Source organism: Aquimarina sp. AU474, assembly GCF_900312815.1.
Lineage (GTDB): Bacteria > Bacteroidota > Bacteroidia > Flavobacteriales > Flavobacteriaceae > Aquimarina.
On record NZ_OMPE01000009.1, the window covers coordinates 760,858 to 782,946 of the forward strand.

Annotated in this window: 21 protein-coding genes; 3 read left to right on the top strand and 18 right to left on the bottom strand. The window is 33.2% G+C overall.

Going from position 1 to position 22,089, the window contains the following annotated elements:
• Nucleotides 1–38 precede the first annotated feature (38 nt).
• From atpH to DK508_RS16990, 10 genes are all read right to left on the bottom strand, one after another.
• The gene (atpH, locus tag DK508_RS16945) at nucleotides 39–566 is read right to left on the bottom strand and encodes an ATP synthase F1 subunit delta (protein ID WP_109301977.1); all 528 of its coding nucleotides are present in this window, start codon (nucleotides 564–566) and stop codon (nucleotides 39–41) included.
• 7 nt (nucleotides 567–573) lie between these two features.
• Nucleotides 574–1,074: a F0F1 ATP synthase subunit B gene (locus DK508_RS16950; RefSeq protein WP_109301978.1), complete on the bottom strand. Its 501-nt coding sequence runs from the start codon at nucleotides 1,072–1,074 to the stop codon at nucleotides 574–576.
• A gap of 86 nt (nucleotides 1,075–1,160) precedes the next feature.
• Entirely contained in the window at nucleotides 1,161–1,352 is a 192-nt protein-coding gene (gene atpE, locus DK508_RS16955) for an ATP synthase F0 subunit C (protein WP_027394417.1), read from the bottom strand.
• A gap of 40 nt (nucleotides 1,353–1,392) precedes the next feature.
• A complete protein-coding gene (atpB, locus tag DK508_RS16960) occupies nucleotides 1,393–2,460 on the bottom strand; it encodes a F0F1 ATP synthase subunit A (RefSeq protein ID WP_109301979.1) in 1,068 nt (355 codons plus the stop codon).
• A 119-nt stretch (nucleotides 2,461–2,579) separates the two neighbouring features.
• Entirely contained in the window at nucleotides 2,580–2,960 is a 381-nt protein-coding gene (locus DK508_RS16965; RefSeq protein ID WP_109301980.1) for a hypothetical protein, read from the bottom strand.
• A gap of 43 nt (nucleotides 2,961–3,003) precedes the next feature.
• The gene (locus DK508_RS16970; protein ID WP_235016428.1) at nucleotides 3,004–3,255 is read right to left on the bottom strand and encodes an AtpZ/AtpI family protein; all 252 of its coding nucleotides are present in this window, start codon (nucleotides 3,253–3,255) and stop codon (nucleotides 3,004–3,006) included.
• Complete coding sequence (locus tag DK508_RS16975) at nucleotides 3,203–3,652, bottom strand: polymer-forming cytoskeletal protein (RefSeq protein WP_109301982.1); 450 nt, start codon at nucleotides 3,650–3,652, stop codon at nucleotides 3,203–3,205. The genes DK508_RS16970 and DK508_RS16975 overlap by 53 nt, the downstream gene beginning before the upstream one ends.
• Nucleotides 3,653–3,680: 28 nt before the next feature.
• Nucleotides 3,681–6,320 carry a lipopolysaccharide assembly protein LapB gene (locus DK508_RS16980; protein WP_160114769.1) on the bottom strand — a complete coding sequence of 880 codons (2,640 nt, stop codon included), beginning with the start codon at nucleotides 6,318–6,320 and terminating at the stop codon, nucleotides 3,681–3,683.
• 287 nt (nucleotides 6,321–6,607) lie between these two features.
• Entirely contained in the window at nucleotides 6,608–9,787 is a 3,180-nt protein-coding gene (locus tag DK508_RS16985) for a TonB-dependent receptor (RefSeq protein ID WP_160114770.1), read from the bottom strand.
• A gap of 147 nt (nucleotides 9,788–9,934) precedes the next feature.
• Nucleotides 9,935–11,101, bottom strand: coding sequence for a FecR family protein (locus DK508_RS16990; protein ID WP_109301984.1), 1,167 nt, complete (start codon nucleotides 11,099–11,101; stop codon nucleotides 9,935–9,937).
• Between the two features lie 88 nt (nucleotides 11,102–11,189).
• On the opposite strand from DK508_RS16990, the gene DK508_RS16995 reads away from it, so the two are divergent.
• Nucleotides 11,190–11,744 carry an RNA polymerase sigma factor gene (locus tag DK508_RS16995; protein ID WP_109301985.1) on the top strand — a complete coding sequence of 185 codons (555 nt, stop codon included), beginning with the start codon at nucleotides 11,190–11,192 and terminating at the stop codon, nucleotides 11,742–11,744.
• 33 nt (nucleotides 11,745–11,777) lie between these two features.
• On the opposite strand, the gene DK508_RS17000 is transcribed toward DK508_RS16995, so the two are convergent.
• Nucleotides 11,778–12,473 carry an ABC transporter ATP-binding protein gene (locus DK508_RS17000; protein ID WP_109301986.1) on the bottom strand — a complete coding sequence of 232 codons (696 nt, stop codon included), beginning with the start codon at nucleotides 12,471–12,473 and terminating at the stop codon, nucleotides 11,778–11,780.
• Nucleotides 12,474–12,478: 5 nt separating this feature from the next.
• A complete protein-coding gene (locus DK508_RS17005; protein ID WP_109301987.1) occupies nucleotides 12,479–13,954 on the bottom strand; it encodes a DUF5687 family protein in 1,476 nt (491 codons plus the stop codon).
• A 148-nt stretch (nucleotides 13,955–14,102) separates the two neighbouring features.
• On the opposite strand from DK508_RS17005, the gene DK508_RS17010 reads away from it, so the two are divergent.
• Nucleotides 14,103–15,155 carry a ferredoxin--NADP reductase gene (locus DK508_RS17010; protein ID WP_109301988.1) on the top strand — a complete coding sequence of 351 codons (1,053 nt, stop codon included), beginning with the start codon at nucleotides 14,103–14,105 and terminating at the stop codon, nucleotides 15,153–15,155.
• Nucleotides 15,156–15,202: 47 nt separating this feature from the next.
• Here the strand turns inward: DK508_RS17010 and DK508_RS17015 are convergent, their stop codons facing one another.
• The 3 genes from DK508_RS17015 to DK508_RS17025 all read right to left on the bottom strand — a co-directional run bounded on the left by DK508_RS17015 (nucleotide 15,203) and on the right by DK508_RS17025 (nucleotide 17,841).
• Nucleotides 15,203–16,261: a glycosyltransferase family 9 protein gene (locus tag DK508_RS17015; protein WP_370443854.1), complete on the bottom strand. Its 1,059-nt coding sequence runs from the start codon at nucleotides 16,259–16,261 to the stop codon at nucleotides 15,203–15,205.
• Nucleotides 16,248–16,856: a DUF4254 domain-containing protein gene (locus tag DK508_RS17020; protein ID WP_109301990.1), complete on the bottom strand. Its 609-nt coding sequence runs from the start codon at nucleotides 16,854–16,856 to the stop codon at nucleotides 16,248–16,250. The genes DK508_RS17015 and DK508_RS17020 overlap by 14 nt, the downstream gene beginning before the upstream one ends.
• Before the next feature lie 64 nt (nucleotides 16,857–16,920).
• A complete protein-coding gene (locus tag DK508_RS17025; RefSeq protein WP_255411350.1) occupies nucleotides 16,921–17,841 on the bottom strand; it encodes a DUF6427 family protein in 921 nt (306 codons plus the stop codon).
• A gap of 101 nt (nucleotides 17,842–17,942) precedes the next feature.
• On the opposite strand from DK508_RS17025, the gene DK508_RS17030 reads away from it, so the two are divergent.
• Nucleotides 17,943–18,173, top strand: coding sequence for a uracil phosphoribosyltransferase (locus tag DK508_RS17030; protein WP_109301992.1), 231 nt, complete (start codon nucleotides 17,943–17,945; stop codon nucleotides 18,171–18,173).
• A 118-nt stretch (nucleotides 18,174–18,291) separates the two neighbouring features.
• Here DK508_RS17030 and purD read toward each other — a convergent pair whose 3' ends face one another.
• From purD to DK508_RS17045, 3 genes are all read right to left on the bottom strand, one after another.
• On the bottom strand, nucleotides 18,292–19,563 hold the full coding sequence (gene purD, locus DK508_RS17035) for a phosphoribosylamine--glycine ligase (protein ID WP_109301993.1): 1,272 nt from the start codon (nucleotides 19,561–19,563) through the stop codon (nucleotides 18,292–18,294).
• 120 nt (nucleotides 19,564–19,683) lie between these two features.
• Nucleotides 19,684–20,982 carry an O-antigen ligase gene (locus DK508_RS17040; RefSeq protein WP_109301994.1) on the bottom strand — a complete coding sequence of 433 codons (1,299 nt, stop codon included), beginning with the start codon at nucleotides 20,980–20,982 and terminating at the stop codon, nucleotides 19,684–19,686.
• 125 nt (nucleotides 20,983–21,107) lie between these two features.
• Complete coding sequence (locus tag DK508_RS17045) at nucleotides 21,108–22,079, bottom strand: UDP-glucuronic acid decarboxylase family protein (protein ID WP_109301995.1); 972 nt, start codon at nucleotides 22,077–22,079, stop codon at nucleotides 21,108–21,110.
• Nucleotides 22,080–22,089 lie beyond the last annotated feature (10 nt).

Consider the following 22,089-nt stretch of genomic DNA (forward strand, 5'->3'; position numbering starts at 1 on the left):
ATGAGATAAAATTCTCATTCCCTTATTATTAATTTATATTAATTACTTAATTCTCTTTTTAAATTGGTAAGCTTATTAGCAATACTAGCATTATATTGCAAATCACCTACTCTAAGAATAAATCCACCAATGATATTTTCATCGATTACATTTTCTATAGTAGCCTCATTACCCGTAAGTTCTTTAACTTTTGCTAATACTTTTTCGCTTAATGCTTTATCCAATGGTACTGCAGTAGTCACTTTTGCTACTTGCGTATTGTTTAATTGATCAAACAAAATAATATACTGTTTAGCTACATTAGCCAACAAATCTACTCTTTTGTTCTGCACTAAAGTATCAAACAATTTTTGGGTAATCTCACCAGTGCCTTTAAAAATCTCACGTAGAGAAGCTAACTTCACTTCGCTTTTGATCAAAGGGCTACTCAATACCATTCTAAGCTCTGCGCTATCTTCAACAGTAGCGATAATGCTTTGCATATCCTTCTGAACATCCTCAGTGGCTTTTTTATCTTGAGCTAAACTCAAAACTGCCTTTGCATAACGTATTGCTGCTCTACTCATGTTATGATTAGTTTAAAGTAACATCTCCCAACATAGACTCAACCAATTCTAATTGTTTGTCCTTGTTAGATAATTCTTTTCTTACTACTTTTTCTGCAATCTCTACGGATAATCCTGCTACCTGATTTTTTAAATCAGCTATCGCAGCTTTCTTCTCACTTTCGATTGTAGCTTGTGCTTGGGCAACAATCTTATCTGCTTCAGCTTGAGCTTCATTCTTAGCATCAGAAATCATATTTTCTTTAAGCTGTCTAGCTTCTTTCAACATTCCATCACGTTCTGCTCTAGCTTCATTTAAAATACGCTCATTATCTGCTTGAAGATTTTGCATTTCTTTTCTAGCAGCCTCTGCAGACTCTAATGCATTTTTGATTCCTTCTTCACGATTATTAACCGCTTCAAGAATAGGTTTCCAAGCGAATTTTCTTAATAATAAAAGTAAACCCACAAAAAGTAAAATCTGCCAGAAAAACAGACCAAACGAAAAATCATTTATTAACTTATCCATTAGTAATTATATTATTCTTTTAGTGTCTAATTTTAAAAAATTTAGAACAACAGCTATAACCAACCGTTATAGCTGTTGTTTGTAAATTAAGCTGCAAATAAAGCAGCAAATCCAATACCTTCAATAAGTGCTGCTGCAATAAGCATAGCAGTTTGGATCTTTCCTGAAGCTTCTGGCTGACGTGCGATAGCTTCCATCGCTTGTCCACCGATTCTACCAATACCTAAACCAGCACCGATAACAATCAAACCAGCTCCTACATAATTTAAACCTTCCATAGTAAAGAATTAAAAAAATTAAACAATTATAATTATCGTTTTAATGATGTGCCTCCTCATTGGCTGAACCAAAATAAAGCGCAGACAACATCGTAAATATATATGCTTGTAATGCAGCTACCAACAACTCTAATATTGATAATGCAAATGATAAACCAAATGATAAAGGACTACCGATCCAACTTTTAAATAAGAACATCATACCTATGATACTCATTATTACTACGTGACCTGCAGTCATGTTTGCGTACAAACGAATCATTAATGAAAATGGTTTGATAAATACTCCCAATAATTCTATTGGCGCTAAAACAATTTTCATAAATGTAGGTACACCTGGCATCCAAAAAATGTGACCCCAATAATTTTTATTGGCTGTAAAATTGGTGATCAAAAACGTTAGTAATGCTAAACCAAATGTTACGGCAATATTACCAGTAACGTTTACCGCTAGAGGAGTCATTCCTAATAGGTTTAAAAACCACACAAAGAAAAAGACTGTAAGCAAAAAGCTCATGTATTTCTTGTATTTCTTTTCACCAATATTTGGAATAGCTATTTCGTCTCTAACAAAAAGCACAAGTGGCTCTAAGAAACGACCCATACCTGTTGGTATACCATTATTCTTTTTATATGATTTGGCAAGACCACTAAACATAAAAAACATCAACAAACCAATCAATAGCATACTTACTACATTTTTGGTTATCGAAAAATTTAACGGTTTTGCATTGGTAGCATGATGGTCTTCATCATAATTGATAGTTCCCTCGGCATCAGTTTTATATATCTTACTATGATATAGCTTATAATAGTTACCGTCTACTTCGGCAACTGTCTCACCATGATGAAATTTAGAAGATGAAAAGAATTTTAATCCGTTATCCCAAAGGATTACAGGTAAAGGAAATCCATAATGTTTTCCTGTTTCTTTATCAGAAAATAATGTAAAATCATGAGAATCCTGAAGGTGATGGTCGATAAATTCCTTTATCTCCGTTTTTAAGTCTCCTTTTCCTTCTTTCTCAGTTTCTTTTGCGAATAGATTTGAAGTGGTAAAAACCAGTGTAAAAATCAATAAAATTTTAACTACAGTACGTTTTTGCATTTTTACGGAAAATTTCGGTTCCTAAATTTCGGTGCAAATGTACATAATTAAGTTAGATTCTTAAACTATTTTGCTTAAATAAGTTCGAGATTATTTAACAGAATTTAATTAACTGTTAATCAGTATTTTACAGAATTAAGAATTCTTGACACATAGTAAACCTCTAAGATCAAACAAATTAGGTAGGCTACAAAAAAATCAAGAAAGACATTTTTATCGATTTCCAGATTATTCAATTTTGTTATGGCTATGAAGACTCCTATTTTAAACAAACTACCAGCCATAAAAATAAAACCAACTTGATCTTTAAACTTTTTACTCACTAAAACAATTCCTGAAGTAAATAAGAGTGTAAATATTCCATTAAAGATATAAGAGAGGTGTATTACTTTCATATTACCGTTCAAAGAAAAGGCATTTAAAATCCAAACATGAAGACTGTACGCGCCGATTATAATGATGGCAAAAATGAATAGAAAACGAAATAAATCCTTAAGCATTATTACTTTTTACTTGGCAACTTATGTGCGATAATCCCCTTAATTAGTTATCGGATTTATTTATACGATTTAATTGTTTAATGACCACATAAATAGAAGCCGTGACCCCAAAAAGAACAAACACCATGGTAAACCATCGTTTTTCTAGTTGGTAATACGTATCAAGTTTTTTTCCGATATAGGCACAGATAAAGATAGTAGCTCCCATTTGGAAAGCTATACCCGAAAGAGCAGCGTATTTTCTAAGCTGATTTCCCTTGTCCTTGTTGCGCTGGTTGTGGTTGTTTTGACTCACTACTTGTTGGTTTACTCAATGATTTCACACCACCTTTCATAGAACAGGAAGCATTAAAGTTTGCCCCAGGCTCTACTGCTAACTTACCAACAGAAACCTCTCCTTCAATATGAGCGGTAGGTTTTAAAGAAAGTGTATTAGAAACCACAAGATTTCCTGAAAATTTACCTTCAAAATCGGCATCAGAACACTCTAATGTTCCTTGTATAAAACCAGATTTTCCAACAACTACTTTACCCGTAGTTTTAAACGTACCCTCTATGGTACCTTCGATTCTAAATCCTCCTTCAGAAACAATATCACCAACGATTTTGGTTCCTTCTGAGATTTTGTTTTGATTGCGAGAGAAGTCGGCCATATTGCCTTGGTCTCTTCCTTTTTTATTGTCTGAAAACATAATTAATGATTAAGGGGGAATTAAGTTATTATTCTGTTTCTTCTATTACGTATTCTTTATCATAATTCTCCAAATTTTTATGAATCTGAAGTATTCTGTAATTAGCTGAAGCTATTGTAAAATAATCGGCTTCTACTTTCTTGTAATATTTCTTTCTTCTATTCCATTTTGTCAAATCTACACCACGAGTATCTTCAGTTTTACCAATTGATAATAACTCTGCCAATCCTTCTGCCTCAACTCGGCTTCTTCGTGTATGTACAACTACAAATTGTTGGTCTTTATTATATATATCCAAAGAAACTTTCATTTTCTCATATTTAAGCTCCTTAATAATTTGTTGCAAATCTTCTTTTAATCCAACTGCTTGATTATTCCCGAGTGTCGAAAATGCGTAGATTAACTTATGATTTTCCTTGCCATCTAGATCATTTATAAACATATCATTTTCTACTTGAGGGATAGTAATACGATACATGATTTGAGCTTTCTTTCCTTCGGGACTTTGCGGATAGTTAAGGGATACATAATTTAATGCTTCCTTATATGGCTCAAAACCTCTATAGCGACCTATGGCTTGTGCTTTTAACAACTCAAACTTTGGTAAAAAGTTATCGTCGCCTCCAAATTTCGTTATGAGTTCGTCACTTCGTCTTATGACTTCAGCATATTTTTGATTTTGAAAATCTTTGTATAACCTGTTATACATAGATTCTGGACTATTTTTATCATCCTCTAAAGCGTTTTCAGGATTTTGAAGAATCTTGGCATACCTCGATTCTCCATGGTTATTAATGATATCCCTTTTTAGCTCATTAGATCTTGTTACATTTCCTTGCGCCAAGTAGATTTTATATAAATTATATTTTGACGGAATAATCAACCGTTCTTCAGGATCGTTTTGAAGTAAGTTTTCAAATTTATCCACAGCCAATTCATATTCTAGGAATTTCTCTTTATAGATTACCCCTAGTTGATAATATGCAAAGTTACGATCCGTTTTTAGACTATCTAATGTACTCTCTTCTGTAGGCAATTGAGCAATATAAGTTTGCGGATCAAACGTTGGATCTGTATCTATAGAATACTCTTCTTGCTTCTCTTGCACATCAGCAGAAACGGCACCTGGATTAGAAATACTAGAAACTCTCCAGTTATCCTGTAGCTCTCTATTTCCAAAAGTTCTTTTAAAAGCAGTTTTACCATAAGCCACCGTAGTCTGATTGTAGAAATAAAACTTATCTCCAGGGTTTGGACCACTTATAGTGTTTCGGTTTATTCCCGTAGCTTGCTGTTGATACCTTTGTTCTACTGGTAATTGACTTTTTATTCTTTCTACCTCTGCCAATTTCTCAGCCTCAATAGCTTTGGCTTTGATACGATCTGTATATTCAGAATAATAAGCTATTCTTTCTGATGGAGACATGGCTACAACGGTAAGAATACTATCATTAGTTTTTGCTATCCCTTCATACAAAATTACATCATCAAGATTATCACGCTTCTTTTTAAGCACTCTGTATCTTTTTGAATCTACAATCATACGTTGTAATGTGCTGTCATAATATTTACCAGAAGTTGCATATTCTTTTCTATCAAAATTAATATCTCCTAATGTATAATAATTAAGGGACTCTAAGTATTTATCAGGAGAGTCTGTACGTAACGACTTATTATAATATGCTACCGCTAAATCGATAGAATCTAATGTTTTAAAGTATACCGCTTTTTGATTGTATATTTTATCCAAAAAAGGTCTGTTTTCTCTATTTTCTTCAAGATCGGTAAGTAATTCTAAAAACTCTTCTCTGTTTCCAGTTTCATAATCAAAGTTTCTTGCCTTAGCCATATGAGCATTCATCAAGTAACGTCTAGGCGTTCGTCTATTAAGATCAATAACTTGATCAAAAGCATAGTTCGCACTGTCTTTGTAACTTAATTGATTTAATAATTGTCCTTTGATATATAAGTAACGTCCTTTTTCTTCAAATTTCTTAGTATGAATTGCAGCCTTATTGATATACGAAATTGCCGAGTCTTTTTCTTCCAGGTTTACATATGCTTGTGCTACCATAGCCAACGCATCTGCATAATCTTGTGGTTTCATATACTCTTGCTCAATCATTCGGTTTAAATCCTCGATAGCCTTTTCATTATAATCTAATCTAAGATTTGCTTTGGCTCGCCAAACTTTGGCGTGATTAATCGTATTACTCGTAGGGTATTTATAAAGGATGTAATTAAAGGCTTCTAATGCAGGAATAAATCGTTGCTCAAAATATCTTGATTTTCCAAGTAACAAGAACGCTTCATCTATTTTAGGATTTCGCTCTTTTCCATCGATAAGCATACTATGCTTTTGGATAGCCTTTACGGCTTTTTCCTCGGCTTTATCAAAATTTTGATTAAGAACTTCGCTTGGCAGTCTTACATCCTCACTTACAATCATTCTTTCTATAGGGAGTAATTCCCAGAAATTATCATTATAAGAATCTATAAGTTCTTGTTGGCCTTTATCGTAAGCAACTCGGCCATTATATAAGGTGTTATTCTTTGTTGTAACATCATGCCAGTTTCGATTCACAAATTTGTCCTTCTTACGAGAACATGCAAATCCTACGATTGCCAAAAGCAATACAAGCGTAATCTGTGATATTTTTCGTCCCAAATGAGATAATTTATAAGTGTGATAACTAAAAAACTTACTTTTTAGTGTGTTTAACATGCATAAAAATAGCATGCTATTGGTAAAAATACATTTCTTTCGTTAAAAAATAGGTTGTTAACATATTTTTCTGTCTCTAATTGTTGTTTCTGTTGTGTTTTTTTGACTTATGAACAATTCTTTTTTGGATCGTTTCAAATGGTAAAGTACTTATTAGAATATAAAACAGGCAAGAGTAATATATACCCCTGCCTGATTTAACAAACAAAAACTGAATTAATGAAACGTACTTATAGGCTAAAATTAACTCTTGCAAATAAAAATCTACCAGAATACCCAAATTGAGACGTTCTTCTTGAGTAAACGAATTGATCACCTGCGGTTCCTCCATCCCTATTTTCATCTGGATACACGTCTAATAAATTATTAGCTCCTATGGTGATATTTAGGTTTTCTAAAAGTTCTGCCGAGAAAGAAAGATCTGTTACTACTTTTCCTCCATAAACCGCATCTTCACTTACCACAGTTCCTTCTACTCTTGGATCACCATTAAAATCATCTGGATCAGTAACCTCACCAAAAAACACATTTCGTAACAACACATCATATTTGCCAAAAGACAGCACATTAGTAAGACTTAATTTTGTTCTTGGCTGTGCTAGGGTTAGAAAAGCTTCTTCCTGCCCATCAAAGAAGTTACCGCTTTGGCCTGCGTTTGCTATTCTTTCCGGAACTCGAATTTCTTCAACCTCAGTTTCAGCAAAAGTTGCCGAAAGATCATTTTTTAAAGTAACATTTTCTCCAAAATCCATTTTATGCGACACAACTATATCTACTCCTTGAGATTTGGTATCTATAGCATTTACAAAGAAACGTGCACTTGTTGCTCCAGCATCTTCGAATATCTGAGTCAGCTCTGGATCACCACCGTTTCCGAAACTACCACTATACACAATTCTATCATCAATATTAATCAAATAAGCGTCTGCTGTAATCGTAAAATTTTGAATTTTGGCAGTAAGTCCTAAACTAAAACTGCTAGAAGTTTCCTCTTTAAGTTTTGCAATCCCAATCAAAGAAGCAGCTCTACTATTGTTTGTAAACGTCCCTTGTTCAAAAGGTTGGTTATCTACAAATACTGTACTAGTTCTACTAAAGAATTGCTGATGTAAAGATGGCGCTCTAAAACCTGTACTATTCGCCCCTCTAACCGAGAAGTTTTCAGTGATTTTATATCGAGTTGCCAACTTGTAATTAAACGTGTCTCCAAAATCCGAAAAATTCTCATATCGCCCAGCTAAACTTACTAACCACTGCTCTGTAAAATCAGCCTCGAGGTCTATATACGCAGCAATACTATTTCTAAATTCATCAGTCTCATTATTAGGATCGTACCCTCTAAACACTTGAGATCCGCCTCCTAATACTGCGCCTGTAAAATTATTACGAACTAAATCGGTATCTGGAGTCGTACCTGTTACCACATTACCATTTACATCATAACTAGTGTACGATGCTTCTTCTCCGGCAGTAATAGAATAATTTTCTACTTTATACTCTGCACCCATCGCAACATTTAAACCACTAAAGATATCTTCATAAAACCGACCAATATCCAAATTTGTAGTGTTTTGCATAAAGCTAAGTGACCCTGCATCAAAACTTCGAGGTGTTGCCACTCCTAGGGTTCCATTACTAGAATTACCTACTGTAATATCAAATGTATTGATCCCATATGTATTTGAAAAATCAACATTCCAATCTTTTACTTTTCCTTTGATCCCTACCGAGATAGACTTATCTACGATATCGGTTCCTATATTTGGTAAAAACCCGTTAGGAAAAGCCGGTGTATTAGCGCGGCCATCTCCTTGTGCTGGTCTACGATAAAAACCTGAAGCCAACCCTTCTCGATAGCTAATTCCACCAAAACTATAGAATTCTGCATCCTCTCCTAATGGAATTGCCATGTTAGCAAAGAACTTTCCTTCTCTTAATTTTGCAGTACCTACCTTAAATCTAAAATCGGTTCTTGTTAACCCTCTAGCCGTAAGTTCATCTTCATCAGCATCAAAATCCAACAATCCTCTAAATGTATCTATATCTGTAGGATCAGTAACATCAAGAGCTGCAATTTGATCTCTAGTTGCTTGATCGAGGTACGTGATTCCTTGTGCTGCGGTTTGATAATCTGCTAATGTCATTTCTGCAACATTTCCTCCACCGGCTGCAAACACACGTTCGGCACCATGAAACCCTCTAAAAATGTCTCCTTGATAATCTCTGTTTCTTAAAGCTGGCTCTCTTGTAGATAAAGATCCCGTAAAATTAATAAACCCACCATCATCACCTATTGGCAACCCATAGTTTACATCTATTTTTACTTTTTCACCATCACTACCGCCATCAAATTGGTTAGAGTTTTCGCTAAAATTAGCACCGGTAGTTACCGTAACATCTAATTTATTAGTAGCTTTCTTTAATACAATATTTATAACCCCTGCGATTGCATCAGATCCATATTGTGCTGCTGCCCCATCTCTTAATACTTCAATTCTTTTAATAGCCGCTGTAGGTATTGCATTCATATCTGTACCTACACTACCTGCTCCTACGGTACCGTTAACATTAACCAAAGCTGTGTTATGTCTTCTTTTTCCATTAATTAACACCAACACTTGATCAGGCCCTAACCCTCGTAAAGATGCTGGGTCGATATGATCGGTTCCGTCAGAAACCGTTTGTGTTTGAGAGGTAAACGAAGGTGCCACATAATTAAGAATCTCGTTTACCGAAGTTTGTGGTCCTTGCGTTGCTATTTGTGTAATATCTATTACATCAATAGGCACTGTTGTTTCTGTAGCAGTACGACTTGGATTTCTAGAACCTACAATTACTACATCATCAAGTTGAGCAGACGCATCCTTTAACGTAACAGATATAAAATCTTTTCCGGTAACATCGATTTCTGTAGTTTCAAAACCAATATAAGAAATAACCAAAGTAGTATTCTCATCTGGTAAATTGATCGTAAAGTTACCTTCAAAATCAGTTTGCGCTCCGATGGTGGTTCCTTTTACTAATACATTTGCACCTGGTAGAGGGCTTCCATTAGCATCTTTTACATTTCCTTTAATCTCTCTTTGTAATTCCAGTTTTTCTTTTGTTAAAGGAGATTTTTTTAAAACCACTTGCTTTCCAACGATAGCGTATGAAATATCTGTATTATCAAAAAGCAGAGATAATACTGTATGTATAGTTTCTTTTTTTACTTTAATTGAAGTTTTTTGTTCAAGATTTACCTCATCACTGATATAGAAGAATTTATACAAAGTTTGATTTTTAATTTCTTCTAATACCTCAGTAATTGGTGTTTGTTTAAAATCAAGTTCTATCTTGCCCTGAGAAAACCCAGAAGTTGCCATCATTTGAAAGATGGAAAAACAAAATAAAACTAGTGTAAGCCTCATTCTTAATACGATTGATTTGTGCGCTAAATTTGAAAATAGCGTACGGTTACCCTTTTTTTTCATAATTTTGAAAAGTTTGGTTGTTAGTACTCAGTTAAATAATAATCAAATTGTAAGGGGAAGTGTTGCAGCACTTCCTTTCTTATTTTACGGATTAATTGTAATCTTTTTATCCTTTATAGTATATGTAAATGCTATAGTTTCAGAAAACACGTTTAATATCTGTCTTACATTTTCTATATCAAATTCTCCTGTAAAACGTGTGTTATTTAGTTTTTCATTAGTACTTGTTATCTCAACATCATAGGTACGTTCAATTCTTTTACACACTTCGGTAAAAGATTCATTTTGTAATATAATCTTCCTATACATCCAAGATGTAAACAAAGCTGTATTCACCTTTTTTTGTTGTAATACCTTATTTTCTTTACTATATATTGCTTGATGATTCGGGGTTAACCTTAAGTTTTTGGCAACATTACTAGGATCATTTACTGCAACTGCTCCTTCTACCAAGGTTGTTTTTACAGTGCTATCTTCGCTATACGATGATATATTAAATTGTGTTCCTAAAACTTCGACATCTACGACTCCTGTTTTTACAATAAAAGGTTGTTCTTTATTTGTTGTTACATCAAAAAACGCTTCTCCTTCAAGATGTACCAATCTGTTTTTATCTGTAGCATCAAAATGCTGAGGAAATCTCAAAGTACTGGCCGCATTTAACCATACTTTGGTTCCATCTGATAAACTAAGTTGAAATAATTTTCCTTTGGGGATAGAGATTTCAAGATATTCCGTTTTAGAAGACGCAGTGCTACTTTGCACTATTAATTGATCTTGTTCTTTTTTAACTACCAGATTACCTTTTGGATCTACAACATTACCAGTATCTTCGAAATCCATATACGTAATTGTACCATCTGCTTGTACAATCTTTATTTTATCTAATGATTCATAATCTACTTCTACAACATTAGGACTACTTTTAAACAAAGATTCATTGGTTACTGTATAATAATACACCCCAAAAAGCACACCTGTAACAACCGCTGCATATGTAATCATCTTTATCCAAGGCTTGAATGAGATTACCTTAGTTTCTTTTTGAGCTATAACCCCTACAAAACGTTCATAGGCTTTATCTGGTTTAACCTGCATTCCTTTTTGTGTAGCGCACCAGTTTTTTATTTCTTCTTTAAAAATTGTTTCATTTGCCGCATCATCTTCCAACCACTGCTTCAGTTTTTCCTTTTCTAAAAGCGAGATCTCTCCTTCGAGGTACTTCTTAATTATTGTTAAATAATTATTCATTCTATTCTTTTTCTATATATATGATGCAGAAATCTTATTAATCCCTTACTTTATTTTAATTTTTATAATTTAGCAAGTGATTTTGATCATGAAAAATAATTACCCTGACATAGAAAAATCACTTATAAAGGGATTAACTAACGGAAACGAGAAGAGTTATAAAATTCTTTTTGACCAATACTATGAGTGGTTATGTAACTACGTTTACAAACTCTGTCATGATAGTACGCTATCTGAAGATTTGGTTCAAAACGTTATGCTACGCCTTTGGGAAAAAAAATCTTCATTAAAGATTACAACTTCCTTAAAAAATTACCTTTTCCGTTCTTGTCATAATGAGTTTTTGATGCATCTGCGTGTACAAAAAAAGGAATATGATGCCCTGGATGAAATCAAATGGCAAACGCTTTTTGACATGTATGATGAAAAAGAAGATCAAAGAGAAGCAGATTGGAATAAGCTAGAAAAAGCTATTGAACTACTTCCTAAAAAATGTCGAGAAGTTTTTAAACTAAGTCGCATTGAACAAAAGAAACATAAAGAGATCGCAGAGATATTAGGTATCTCTACAAAAACCGTAGAAGTACATATTAGCAAAGCACTACGGTTTTTAAAAACGAATGTTTCTGGGTTTTTCTTTTAGCTTAACTTCTCATATAGTACTTGAAAAACACTATTATTTATTAAAGTGCTCTTCTAATTCTTTTAGCGTTTCTTGTGAAGTTGCTAAATCTTTAACTACCTCTCCTTTATCTAGCACTACAATACGTTCGCACACTTCGGTAACATGCATAAGATCGTGGCTAGATACCAAAACAGTAACTTCTGGGTCTGCCGCCAATTCTTTAATAATTTTTTTTAGTCGTATTTGAGTAGTTGGATCTAAATTAGCAAAAGGTTCATCCAAAATCACAACCTCGGGTTTACCTATAAGTGCTGCTATGATACCTACTTTTTTCTGATTTCCTTTAGAGAGGTCTCGAAGGTATTTTTTTTGTCCTAAAATCTCATCATGGAAAAAATCCTGAAATTCTGCTAATAATGAATCAACATCAGCTTTATTTTCGCCTCTTAATTCTCCTATGAAATAAAAATACTCTTCGGCTGTTAGATATCCTATCAAGAATGTTTCATCAATAAAAGCAGACGTAACGGCTTTCCAGTCTTCGCTAAGATTTACCTTAATACCATTGTTCTCTATATGTCCCGTTGTAGGCTGAATTAAATCCAAAAGTGCACTAAATAAAGTTGTTTTACCTGCACCATTATTTCCAACAAGGCCAAAACTATTTCCTTTATGGATTTCTAAATGCTCAATGTTTAAGACTGTATTTCCTGTATATGTTTTAGTAAGATTATGTACTGATATCATTATTCTTAATTTTTTTGTTTATATGCCGCTATGGTCTTATACTTTTCTGTTCTATATATTTTTTCAATTTTATTGAATACTGCATCCTTAAATGCAAAACCTGCAATTCCTGCAATAGTTACCAATGCATATCCCGCATAAGGACTATACGCATAATGTCCTATTGCATATAAAATCATTGGTAATGCCATTTTTGGCAGAGAAAGCAATAATGTTTTGGTATTAAAGGCTTGTTTATCTCCAAAGGCTTTTTTATTACTCGTAAGATCAATCGGTGTTTTAACATAGGCTCCAGCCCATAAAACCACATGAGAATTAACTCCTATATTATAAATTGAAGCTACAATTATTGCCAAATACACATCCCATCCAAAATACAAATACCCAGATGCCAATACTGTAGATATTAAAGTCGCGATAACCATTAACCACCATTTTGAAGACAAATACTCTTTGTATTTAATATTTTGACTCATCATTAACGGATAATACGAGCTATCCCAACTAGGTACAAATTGGCCAAAGCTTAGCAGAAAGCCACCTGTAACAAAAATAGCTGCAAAAATTCTCCAGACCGGACCATCGTATACTTCTACAGCTCCTGTGAAAAATAACAGTCCATAAAAAAGGAATAAAAAACTCACCAAAACTGTAGACTTAGCTCTTTTATTTCTTTTGATTAGTTTGATATCATTTTTAAGAAATGTTGCTGTTTTCCCAAATCTGTTTAACCAATCCAGGTTTTCGGTCTTTATATCTTTGGATTTTGAAGCTAATCCAGCATCCAGATATAAATCAGACACAAAAGATTTAAACGAAAGAACTAATAAGATTACAAGAATTGTTATTGGCACCAAAACAATAAGCCATGAGTTATACAACCCTTCAAAGAACGGAGCTGTATAGGTTGTAATATCAAAGTAACCAAAATACTGTAGTCCTATAAAAATTGCCACTATACCGCCTACCAAAAAGATAAGATTATCTTTTTTATTCAACAGTATGTTTAAAAAGTTGTTAGAGTAAATAATTGCTATCAATCCAAGATTCCAGAGTAAAACATTACCAACAGGGTGGTTTCCTTTGGCCACTAACAGTATTGAAAAAGGTACGAAAAAGAAAGCATGCACGATATTAAAAAACGAAAATGCCGTTTTACCAAAAGCATATGAAACAATCTTCTTTTTCTTAAATGGTAAAAGTAATAGTGGTTTAATATTAATGATAGGCATTTTTTGGAGTGCATACCTAAATATTAGATCTGCAATCATCCAATAGATTAAAAATCTATTTACTACCTCTAATGGATCAAGGCACAATTCTTTTTTAATATAGAAAAAAGCTCCAGCTCCTCCAGAAATCATCATTATGATAAGCCATACTGCCCAAAATCCCATAAAAAGCTTCATAAAAAGCCCAGAACTTAGAGAGGCTGATCTCCAAAAGGATTTCCATTGTAAGGTAATAAAGTGTTTAAACATAGTTGAAGAATTTTAAAGAAGTAGAAATCACTTCGTATACTATTTAGTACTGTAAACTTCAATTTTGTTACAAAATAGATTTAGATAATTTTATCTTAAAACGTATTTGCTCTTAAAGCATTTGTTATTTTTGCGAAAAATTACCGTAATGCCAGATTTTCATAAACTATCTATACAACATATCACAAGAGAGACATCTCAAGCTGTTTCGATAACTTTTGATGTTCCCTCAGCACTAAAAGAAACTTACACTTTTATTCCGGGGCAATATATCACGATAAAAACTGAAATTAAAGGAACAGAAGTTCGTCGAGCTTATTCTATATGTAGTTCTTCAAAGAGTGGAGAACTTAAAGTAGCAGTCAAAGAAATTAAAGATGGTACTTTTTCTGTAATTGCAAATAACGAATTAAAAGTAGGCGACATATTAGAAGTACACCCTCCAGAGGGTCAGTTTCTTCTTAATACCGGTACAAGTGCGGGCAATACATACACAGCATTTGCAGCAGGTAGTGGAATCACCCCAATAATGAGTATGATCAAGTCTGTACTCGAAGAAGAAACTAATGGTCGATTTGTATTAGTATATGGAAACAAAACTCCTGAAGATACTATATTTCATAAAGAATTGTTAGAGTTACAAACGGCTTATCCAAATCGTTTATTCATTGAATTTATATACAGCAGAAGCCAACAGGAACAAGCCCATTTTGGTAGAATAGAAAAGTCTACTGTGAACTATGTTCTCAAAAATAAATTTAAGGACACCACATTTAATGCGTTCTATTTGTGCGGTCCAGAAGAGATGATTAATACTGTAACCCACATCTTACAAGAAAATGGTGTTGATAAAAACCAAATTCACTTTGAATTATTTACCAGCAGTAGTGAAGAAACCGAGATTGATGCTGACCTGGAAGGGAAAACTTCGGTTACCCTTATAGTCGATGATGAAGAGTTTAATTTTATAATGGATCAGAAAAAAACCTTACTTGATGCTGCCTTAATCGAGGATATAGATGCTCCTTATTCGTGTCAAGGAGGTGTATGTAGTTCCTGTATTTGTAGAATTTCTGAAGGAGAAGCTATTATGGAAAAAAACAGTATTCTTACCGATGGTGAAATAGCCGAAGGCCTGGTTTTAGCGTGCCAAGCACATCCTACTTCGGGGTCTATAAAGGTTGATTTTGATGATGTTTAATAAACCCTAAATGCTACTTAATCTGCATTAAGACTTCGAAAAATCAATTATAAACTATTTATCTTTTGCAATACTTTTTCTGGTGAAATTGTGGACATCACTTTTTCATAGCCTTCAGGAACTTTATTACCATAGATAGATGTTGGAATTTGGTCATACTTAGCCAAATTTGGCAAAATAGCATCTTCTTCTTGTTGTCCAAAAGGCATAAAACCAGCAAAGGGATGTGTTACTCCCCATAAAGTAATGGTTCTCACGCCATACATTGCAGCAAGGTGAGCATTACCACTATCCATAGACAACATAATATCTAGATTACCTATTAATTTCAATTCATCTTCAAAGGGTAATTTGCCAACAACATTAACTACATTGTTATATTTAGATGCTATATTATTTAAAATATCAGATTCTCGCTTTCCTCCCCCGAATAAGAAAATTTCGAAGCGATCCTCAAGATCCAATGTTTCGATTACTTCAATCATTAACTCCAAAGGATACGTTTTGCTCTCATATTGAGCAAAAGGAGCTATTCCTAACCATTTTTTGGTAGAATCTTGAGTTAAAGAAACAATATTAGGTGTTAACGATTTCTTTGCAGGAAATTTATGATGGCTTAGATCGATCGGATATCCCAATCCTTCAAAAACATCTGCATATCGTTGATGCGTAGTTTTTAACTGCTTGAAATCCTTATTTGTCGACCTGGTTAATGCTTTTTTTTCTGCTCTGCCTTTATCAATTTGTACAACTTTTATTCCTTTAATTGAAAAAAAAGCTTTCAAGACATTCGATCTTAACACATTATGTAAGTCTGCAACAGCATTAACTCCTAACCGGCGAAGTTCTTTACTCAATCTATTTAACCCTAGAATTCCTTTATGATTTCCTGTAACATCGGCATGATAGATTTCTAGGTTTTCTATATCTGAAAAAATAGGTTCAAAGAATTTTCGAGTAAGTACCGTAAGCTTCACATCGGGATATGTCGCTCTAAATGTTCGTAAAACAGGAACGGTCATTGCTACATCTCCCATGGCGGATAAACGAATTACTAAAACATTCGTTTCAGGTAATTTGGTAGTATTACCACTACTTTTCCCCACGCAATACAGGATTTAGCTCATCATCATTATACATTTTCATCTGTTTATAGACTTTCATGTATTTATCTCCATTTTCGATATCATTCAATAATGTATCTATCGCTGTTGATAAATCAACACGTTGTTCTAATAATACATTTAATTTTGCCTCACAAGTTGTTTTATGGTCTACTGACGCTTCTTCTCTAATCGTTTCTTGGTGCATATGATATACTTTAAGCGCCAAGATAGATAATCTATCAACTCCCCAAGCAGGACTCTCCGTATTTATGGCAGCATCACTTTTTGGTGTGATTGCTTTATACTTTTCTAAGAAATAACTATCTATATACTCTACCATATCGGTACGATCCTGATTAGAAGCATCAATTTGTCTTTTAAGCTTTAATGCAGCCACAGGATCAATCTCCGGATCACGTATAATATCTTCATAATGCCATTGTACGGTATCGATCCAACATTTTCGATATAGTAGATGTTCTAGAACTTGTGATTTACTATCATATGGATTAGAGAATTCTTGATCAACTTGATCGATTATGTGATATTGATCAATAACTTCTTTAAAAATTTTGTTTGCTTTATCGGTAAACATACTGAACTATCGTTTTTCTAAAATGTCTACAAAGGTATTATATTTTACGATAGGATTAGGCATCTTAAAACAACAACATCGTAAAAGGAATTAATACAAATACCCAGATGTTAATTTCTTTGGCCAGCACATTATAATTGGTTTCTAAATAAGTTGTACCAATTATCGCGAGAGGAGTTGCAATAAAAAACAATTCTGATGTATTTTTCTCCGGTGCGACTATTCCAATTCCGACGGCGAGAATCAAATACACAATCATTAACCTTAGTATAGGCTTTAGGTTTGCCGTTTTACGACTATACTTGATCAGGTATATCGAAAGAAAGAATACTATACATATCGACAATATACCTATCGAAAATAATTGATCTTTAACCAGGTAATTTTGAAACGAAAATGAAACGGGGTCTACATAATCCGTCACCGTAAAAAAAGAATCGTAAAAGAGTAATGTAAAGCAATTTGCGAAGGTATACACCGTAACAATCCCAATCAAAGGAATAATCCAGTTTCTATAATTTTTAGGTTCAAAATAAAAAACACCAAAAAACACCAAAAAAATAAAGCCAATACTCCAAAAATAGGCAAGCGATGCAATTCCGATACAAAGAGATGCATTAAAAATTTTAGCCTTCATATGCTTTTCATCTCTTAGCCGAAGTATATTTCTTAATCCTAAAACTACTAACCCAGAAGCCAGCAATATATTGATGTCTGTTAAAGAATTAAGTAGTATGCCAGTTAAAAAAGCATATAACAATATGGTATACGTTCCCTTATAGGTAAGGTCGTTTTTCTGAACTAGAAAATTAAGCAGTAACATGGGGAGTATATACAGTATAATCCCTGCTAAAATTAAAAAAATAGATTCACTTTGGAGCACAACTCCTTTTTTATAATGCGCAATACCCAAGAGTAAAAGCATATATATTGCAATTGCAATATAATTTATGGGTTTTGATTTACTAAAAAAGCTTGATAACACTACTATTTTTTATATTTTTGCCGTGGACAATATTTTTTGGTCCCAAATTATTGAAGAACTAATTTAGTGTATATTTTTATACCACACTCATAAATTGAATTATGAAAGAATTATTTGAAGCTATCGAGTCTCTTTTCGTAAATGTATTGTTTATCCCTATGGATGCCCTAAGGGCATTAGAATTAGAAAGTTGGGGGATTGCCAATATTATAAACTGGTTGTTTATGTTAATTGGTTTTGTTGCTTTTTTCTATTGGATGAAAGAATTAAAGAGTTTTAATGATAATAATGAAGAAAACAGAGATCCTAAGGCGCATTCGTTCTTAGATTAATCTATTTCTTTATTTCAAAAAGAGTTTAATAGTATACTTTTATTTAAGTATATTATAAAAGCGCATATAGGATTTATCTTATATGCGCTTTTATTATTATTGTTCTGTTCTATAGAGATTACAAATCAAATCCCAGGTCCTTACGGTAATACATTTTATCAAAATGCAATTTTTCTATATTTTGATACGATTTTTTTAATGCTTGTCTAAAGTCCTTATCCAAAGAAGTAATGGCTATTACTCTACCTCCATTGGTTACCACATGACCATTATCAATTTTTGTTCCAGCATGAAAAACGATAGAATCCGAAATTTCTTGAATACCTGAAATTCCCTTTCCTTTTTCATAAGCTTCAGGGTATCCTCCTGATACTGTCATTACAGTAGCGGCACTCCTTTCATCAATTTCTAAATCAACAGTATTCAAAGATTGATTGCCAACATGTCTAAAGAGTTTCACCAAATCCGTTTTTACCCTAGGTAATACTGCTTCGGTTTCTGGGTCTCCCATTCGTACATTATATTCGATTACTTTTGGATCATCCCCAACTTTTATTAACCCTATAAAAATAAAGCCTTTATAATCGATATTCTCTTTTGCCAATCCATTAACGGTAGGTTTAACAATGTTACTTTCGATCTTATCCATAAGTGCTAGATCAGCAAAAGGAACTGGCGAGATTGCTCCCATACCTCCTGTATTAAGACCAGTATCCCCTTCACCAATACGTTTATAATCTTTTGCGGTGGGTAGTGTTACATAATTTTTACCATCAGTAAGCACAAATACACTTAATTCAATACCATCCAAAAATTCTTCGATCACTACTTTCTCACTTGCCACTCCAAATTTCTTATTGGTCAGCATGTTTTCAAGTTCTTTTTTAGCTTCTTCAATATCCTGAAGTATCAACACTCCTTTTCCCGCTGCTAATCCATCTGCTTTTAATACATAAGGAGCATTAAGAGTCTCTAAAAATTTCTTTCCTTCCTCTACGTTTGCTTGAGTAAAACTTTGGTAAGCAGCAGTTGGAATATCATGTCTAATTAAAAATTGTTTCGCATACTCTTTGCTTCCTTCAAGTTGCGCTCCTTCTTTTGAAGGGCCAATAACCACAACATCTTTTAATGCATCATCTTGAGCAAAAAAATCACTAATCCCCTGAACTAATGGATCCTCTGGACCTACCACAACCATGGTTATTTCTTCTTTTAGCACAAGTGATTTAATGGCAGGGAAATCCGTTACTGCTACTGCAACATTTGTTGCTATTGCATCTGTTCCTGCATTACCTGGTGCAACAAATAATTGATCGCATAGTTCACTTTGTGCTATTTTGTAGGCAAAAGTATGTTCTCTCCCTCCTGATCCAAGTACTAAAATATTCATGATAACGTGTAGCTTTAATTTTAATGCGTCAAAAATAGTTTATTCAAGGTTGTGGTACTAATAGTTTTTATGAAAAACTTTAGTTCTAACGTAATATTTTCGGAGAATTATGAAAACTATTTATTTTTCTAGCGCAGGCTCATTTCTAATAATTCTACTACTCAAAATGCTCCTCTTTTTTAATAATAAAGGGATAATAATAGAAAAGAATACAATACCATTAAATCTTACGAGCATGGATTCAAAAAACAATGATATAAAAAGTACTAGAAAGACCGAAAATTCATTTTTACTTCTATTCATTCTAAGAGCCAACAGCACAAAAATGCAAATTAAGACACTAAAACCTAAAACTCCTGTTTGTAGAAATGTTTGTAAAAACTGATTATGGGCGTTGTATTTATTGTTATAATTATGAAAGTAATTTAGTTCCTTATATTTTTCTATTAGAGCATCGTTAGTATCTCCTACGCCGTATCCCAACAAGGGAGCTTCTTTTATTAATTGTATACTTGCATTCCATGTTAATAATCTTGATTTTTCAACAGTTATACTATTCATTCCAAACGTATTTCGGAAGCCGGCTACATTAGTATAAAAATCAAAAACTCTAGGGTTGTTTAGAAATACAATCATTCCTAAAACAAACAAGATAGACATCGTGTATTTTTTACTCTTGTCCGAAATCTCATAAATTAATAACACACACATAATCGTTAAGATTAAATATGCCGCTATTGATGATAATAAGAAAAGATATAGAAATAGTATAGAAATAATCGCAACTTGTACTTTTGACACAAGTTTATTTTTTAAGTAATAACTAAGTACTAATAGTATATATAAGGAAACATAACTTGGATTGACTAATTTTGAAAACTCTGCTCTTACAAAATAACTCCATCCTCGTATCAATGAGTTCATGAGATTAGACACACCATCCCAAGAGGTTTCAAAAACACCACCACTTCTTTTTATATATTCGAACACATCATAGGCACCAATGGCAAAGTTTATAAAAAAGGATACTATTAGACCCATAAGCAAGAAATCAAAGAGTTTTCTAACCGTAGATGCATCTTCTTTAACAAATAGAAAAATTAATGGGAAAAACAGCAATGATAAAGAACGTTGAATAAGGTTCATCCCATCAGAAATATTATCTGTGTAAATCAAACTCAACACTATAATTACAAAATAAAGAGGGAAAAGTAACAATGCCTTATTATCTAAAACAAACTTTTTATTTGATTTAAATACATTAATCATTCCCAATATAATGGAAATTATAAAAAATGGAGTAGGGAGATTAATTCCGAGAGGTAATAAAAAAAAAGCAGTATACAGGCTATTCCAAAATATGGTAAGCACCAAATTGTTTTTATCTCTGTAAAACATTTCGGTTAACCTAAATCTCATATTTTTTTGTGTTATATGATTAACTTTACTGGGTTATGATTAATTAGAAACGTATAATGTTTTAATATATTTTGCAACGAATAACCCTTGTTTACTCACTTTTCACGAAACACCAGTCTTTGGATTTAAGAAAAATCTCTGTGTTCACTTTTATAAAGTTCTTCTTCTGAAAGGCTTTTAAAATAATCCAAAGTATTTTTCATTCCCTCTTCTCTTCCCATTTTAGGTTCCCAATCAAGAATTTCTCTAGCCCGAGATATATCTGGTTGTCTTTGCAATGGGTCGTTAACTGGTAGTGGCTTATAGATTACTTTTTGATCAGTTCCCGTAAGCTTAATTATTTCCTCTGCAAAATCTTTAATTGTGATTTCATCAGGGTTTCCAATATTAACTGGATAAACATAGTCACTAAAAAGCAACCTGTAAATCCCTTCAATCAGGTCATCAACATAACAAAAAGAACGTGTTTGTAATCCTTCTCCAAAAACTGTAAGATCTTCACCTCGCAGAGCTTGACCTATAAATGCAGGAACCACACGACCATCATTTAAACGCATTCGAGGCCCATAGGTGTTAAAAATTCTTGCTATTCTAGTTTGTAGACCATGACAAGTATGATATGCCATTGTAATAGATTCTTGAAAACGCTTAGCCTCATCATAAACCCCTCTAGGCCCTATCGTATTTACATTGCCATAGTAGTCCTCAGTTTGCGGATGAACTAAAGGATCTCCATATACTTCACTAGTAGAGGCGATAAGGATTCTGGCTCCTTTTTCCTTAGCCAACCCCAGTAAGTTATGTGTTCCCAAAGAACCTACTTTTAAAGTGCGAATAGGGATTTTAAGGTAATCTATTGGACTTGCAGGAGAAGCAAAATGTAAAATATAATCCAAATCACCAGAAACATGCACAAATTTTGAAACATCATGATGACAAAATTCAAAATTTTTATGCTTAAATAAGTGTTCAATGTTTTTAAGATCACCAGTAATTAAATTATCCATGGCGATCACATAAAAATTTTCTTTAATGAATCTATCACACAAATGTGATCCCAAAAAACCAGCTGCTCCAGTAATTAATATCCTTTTCATAATTAACCTG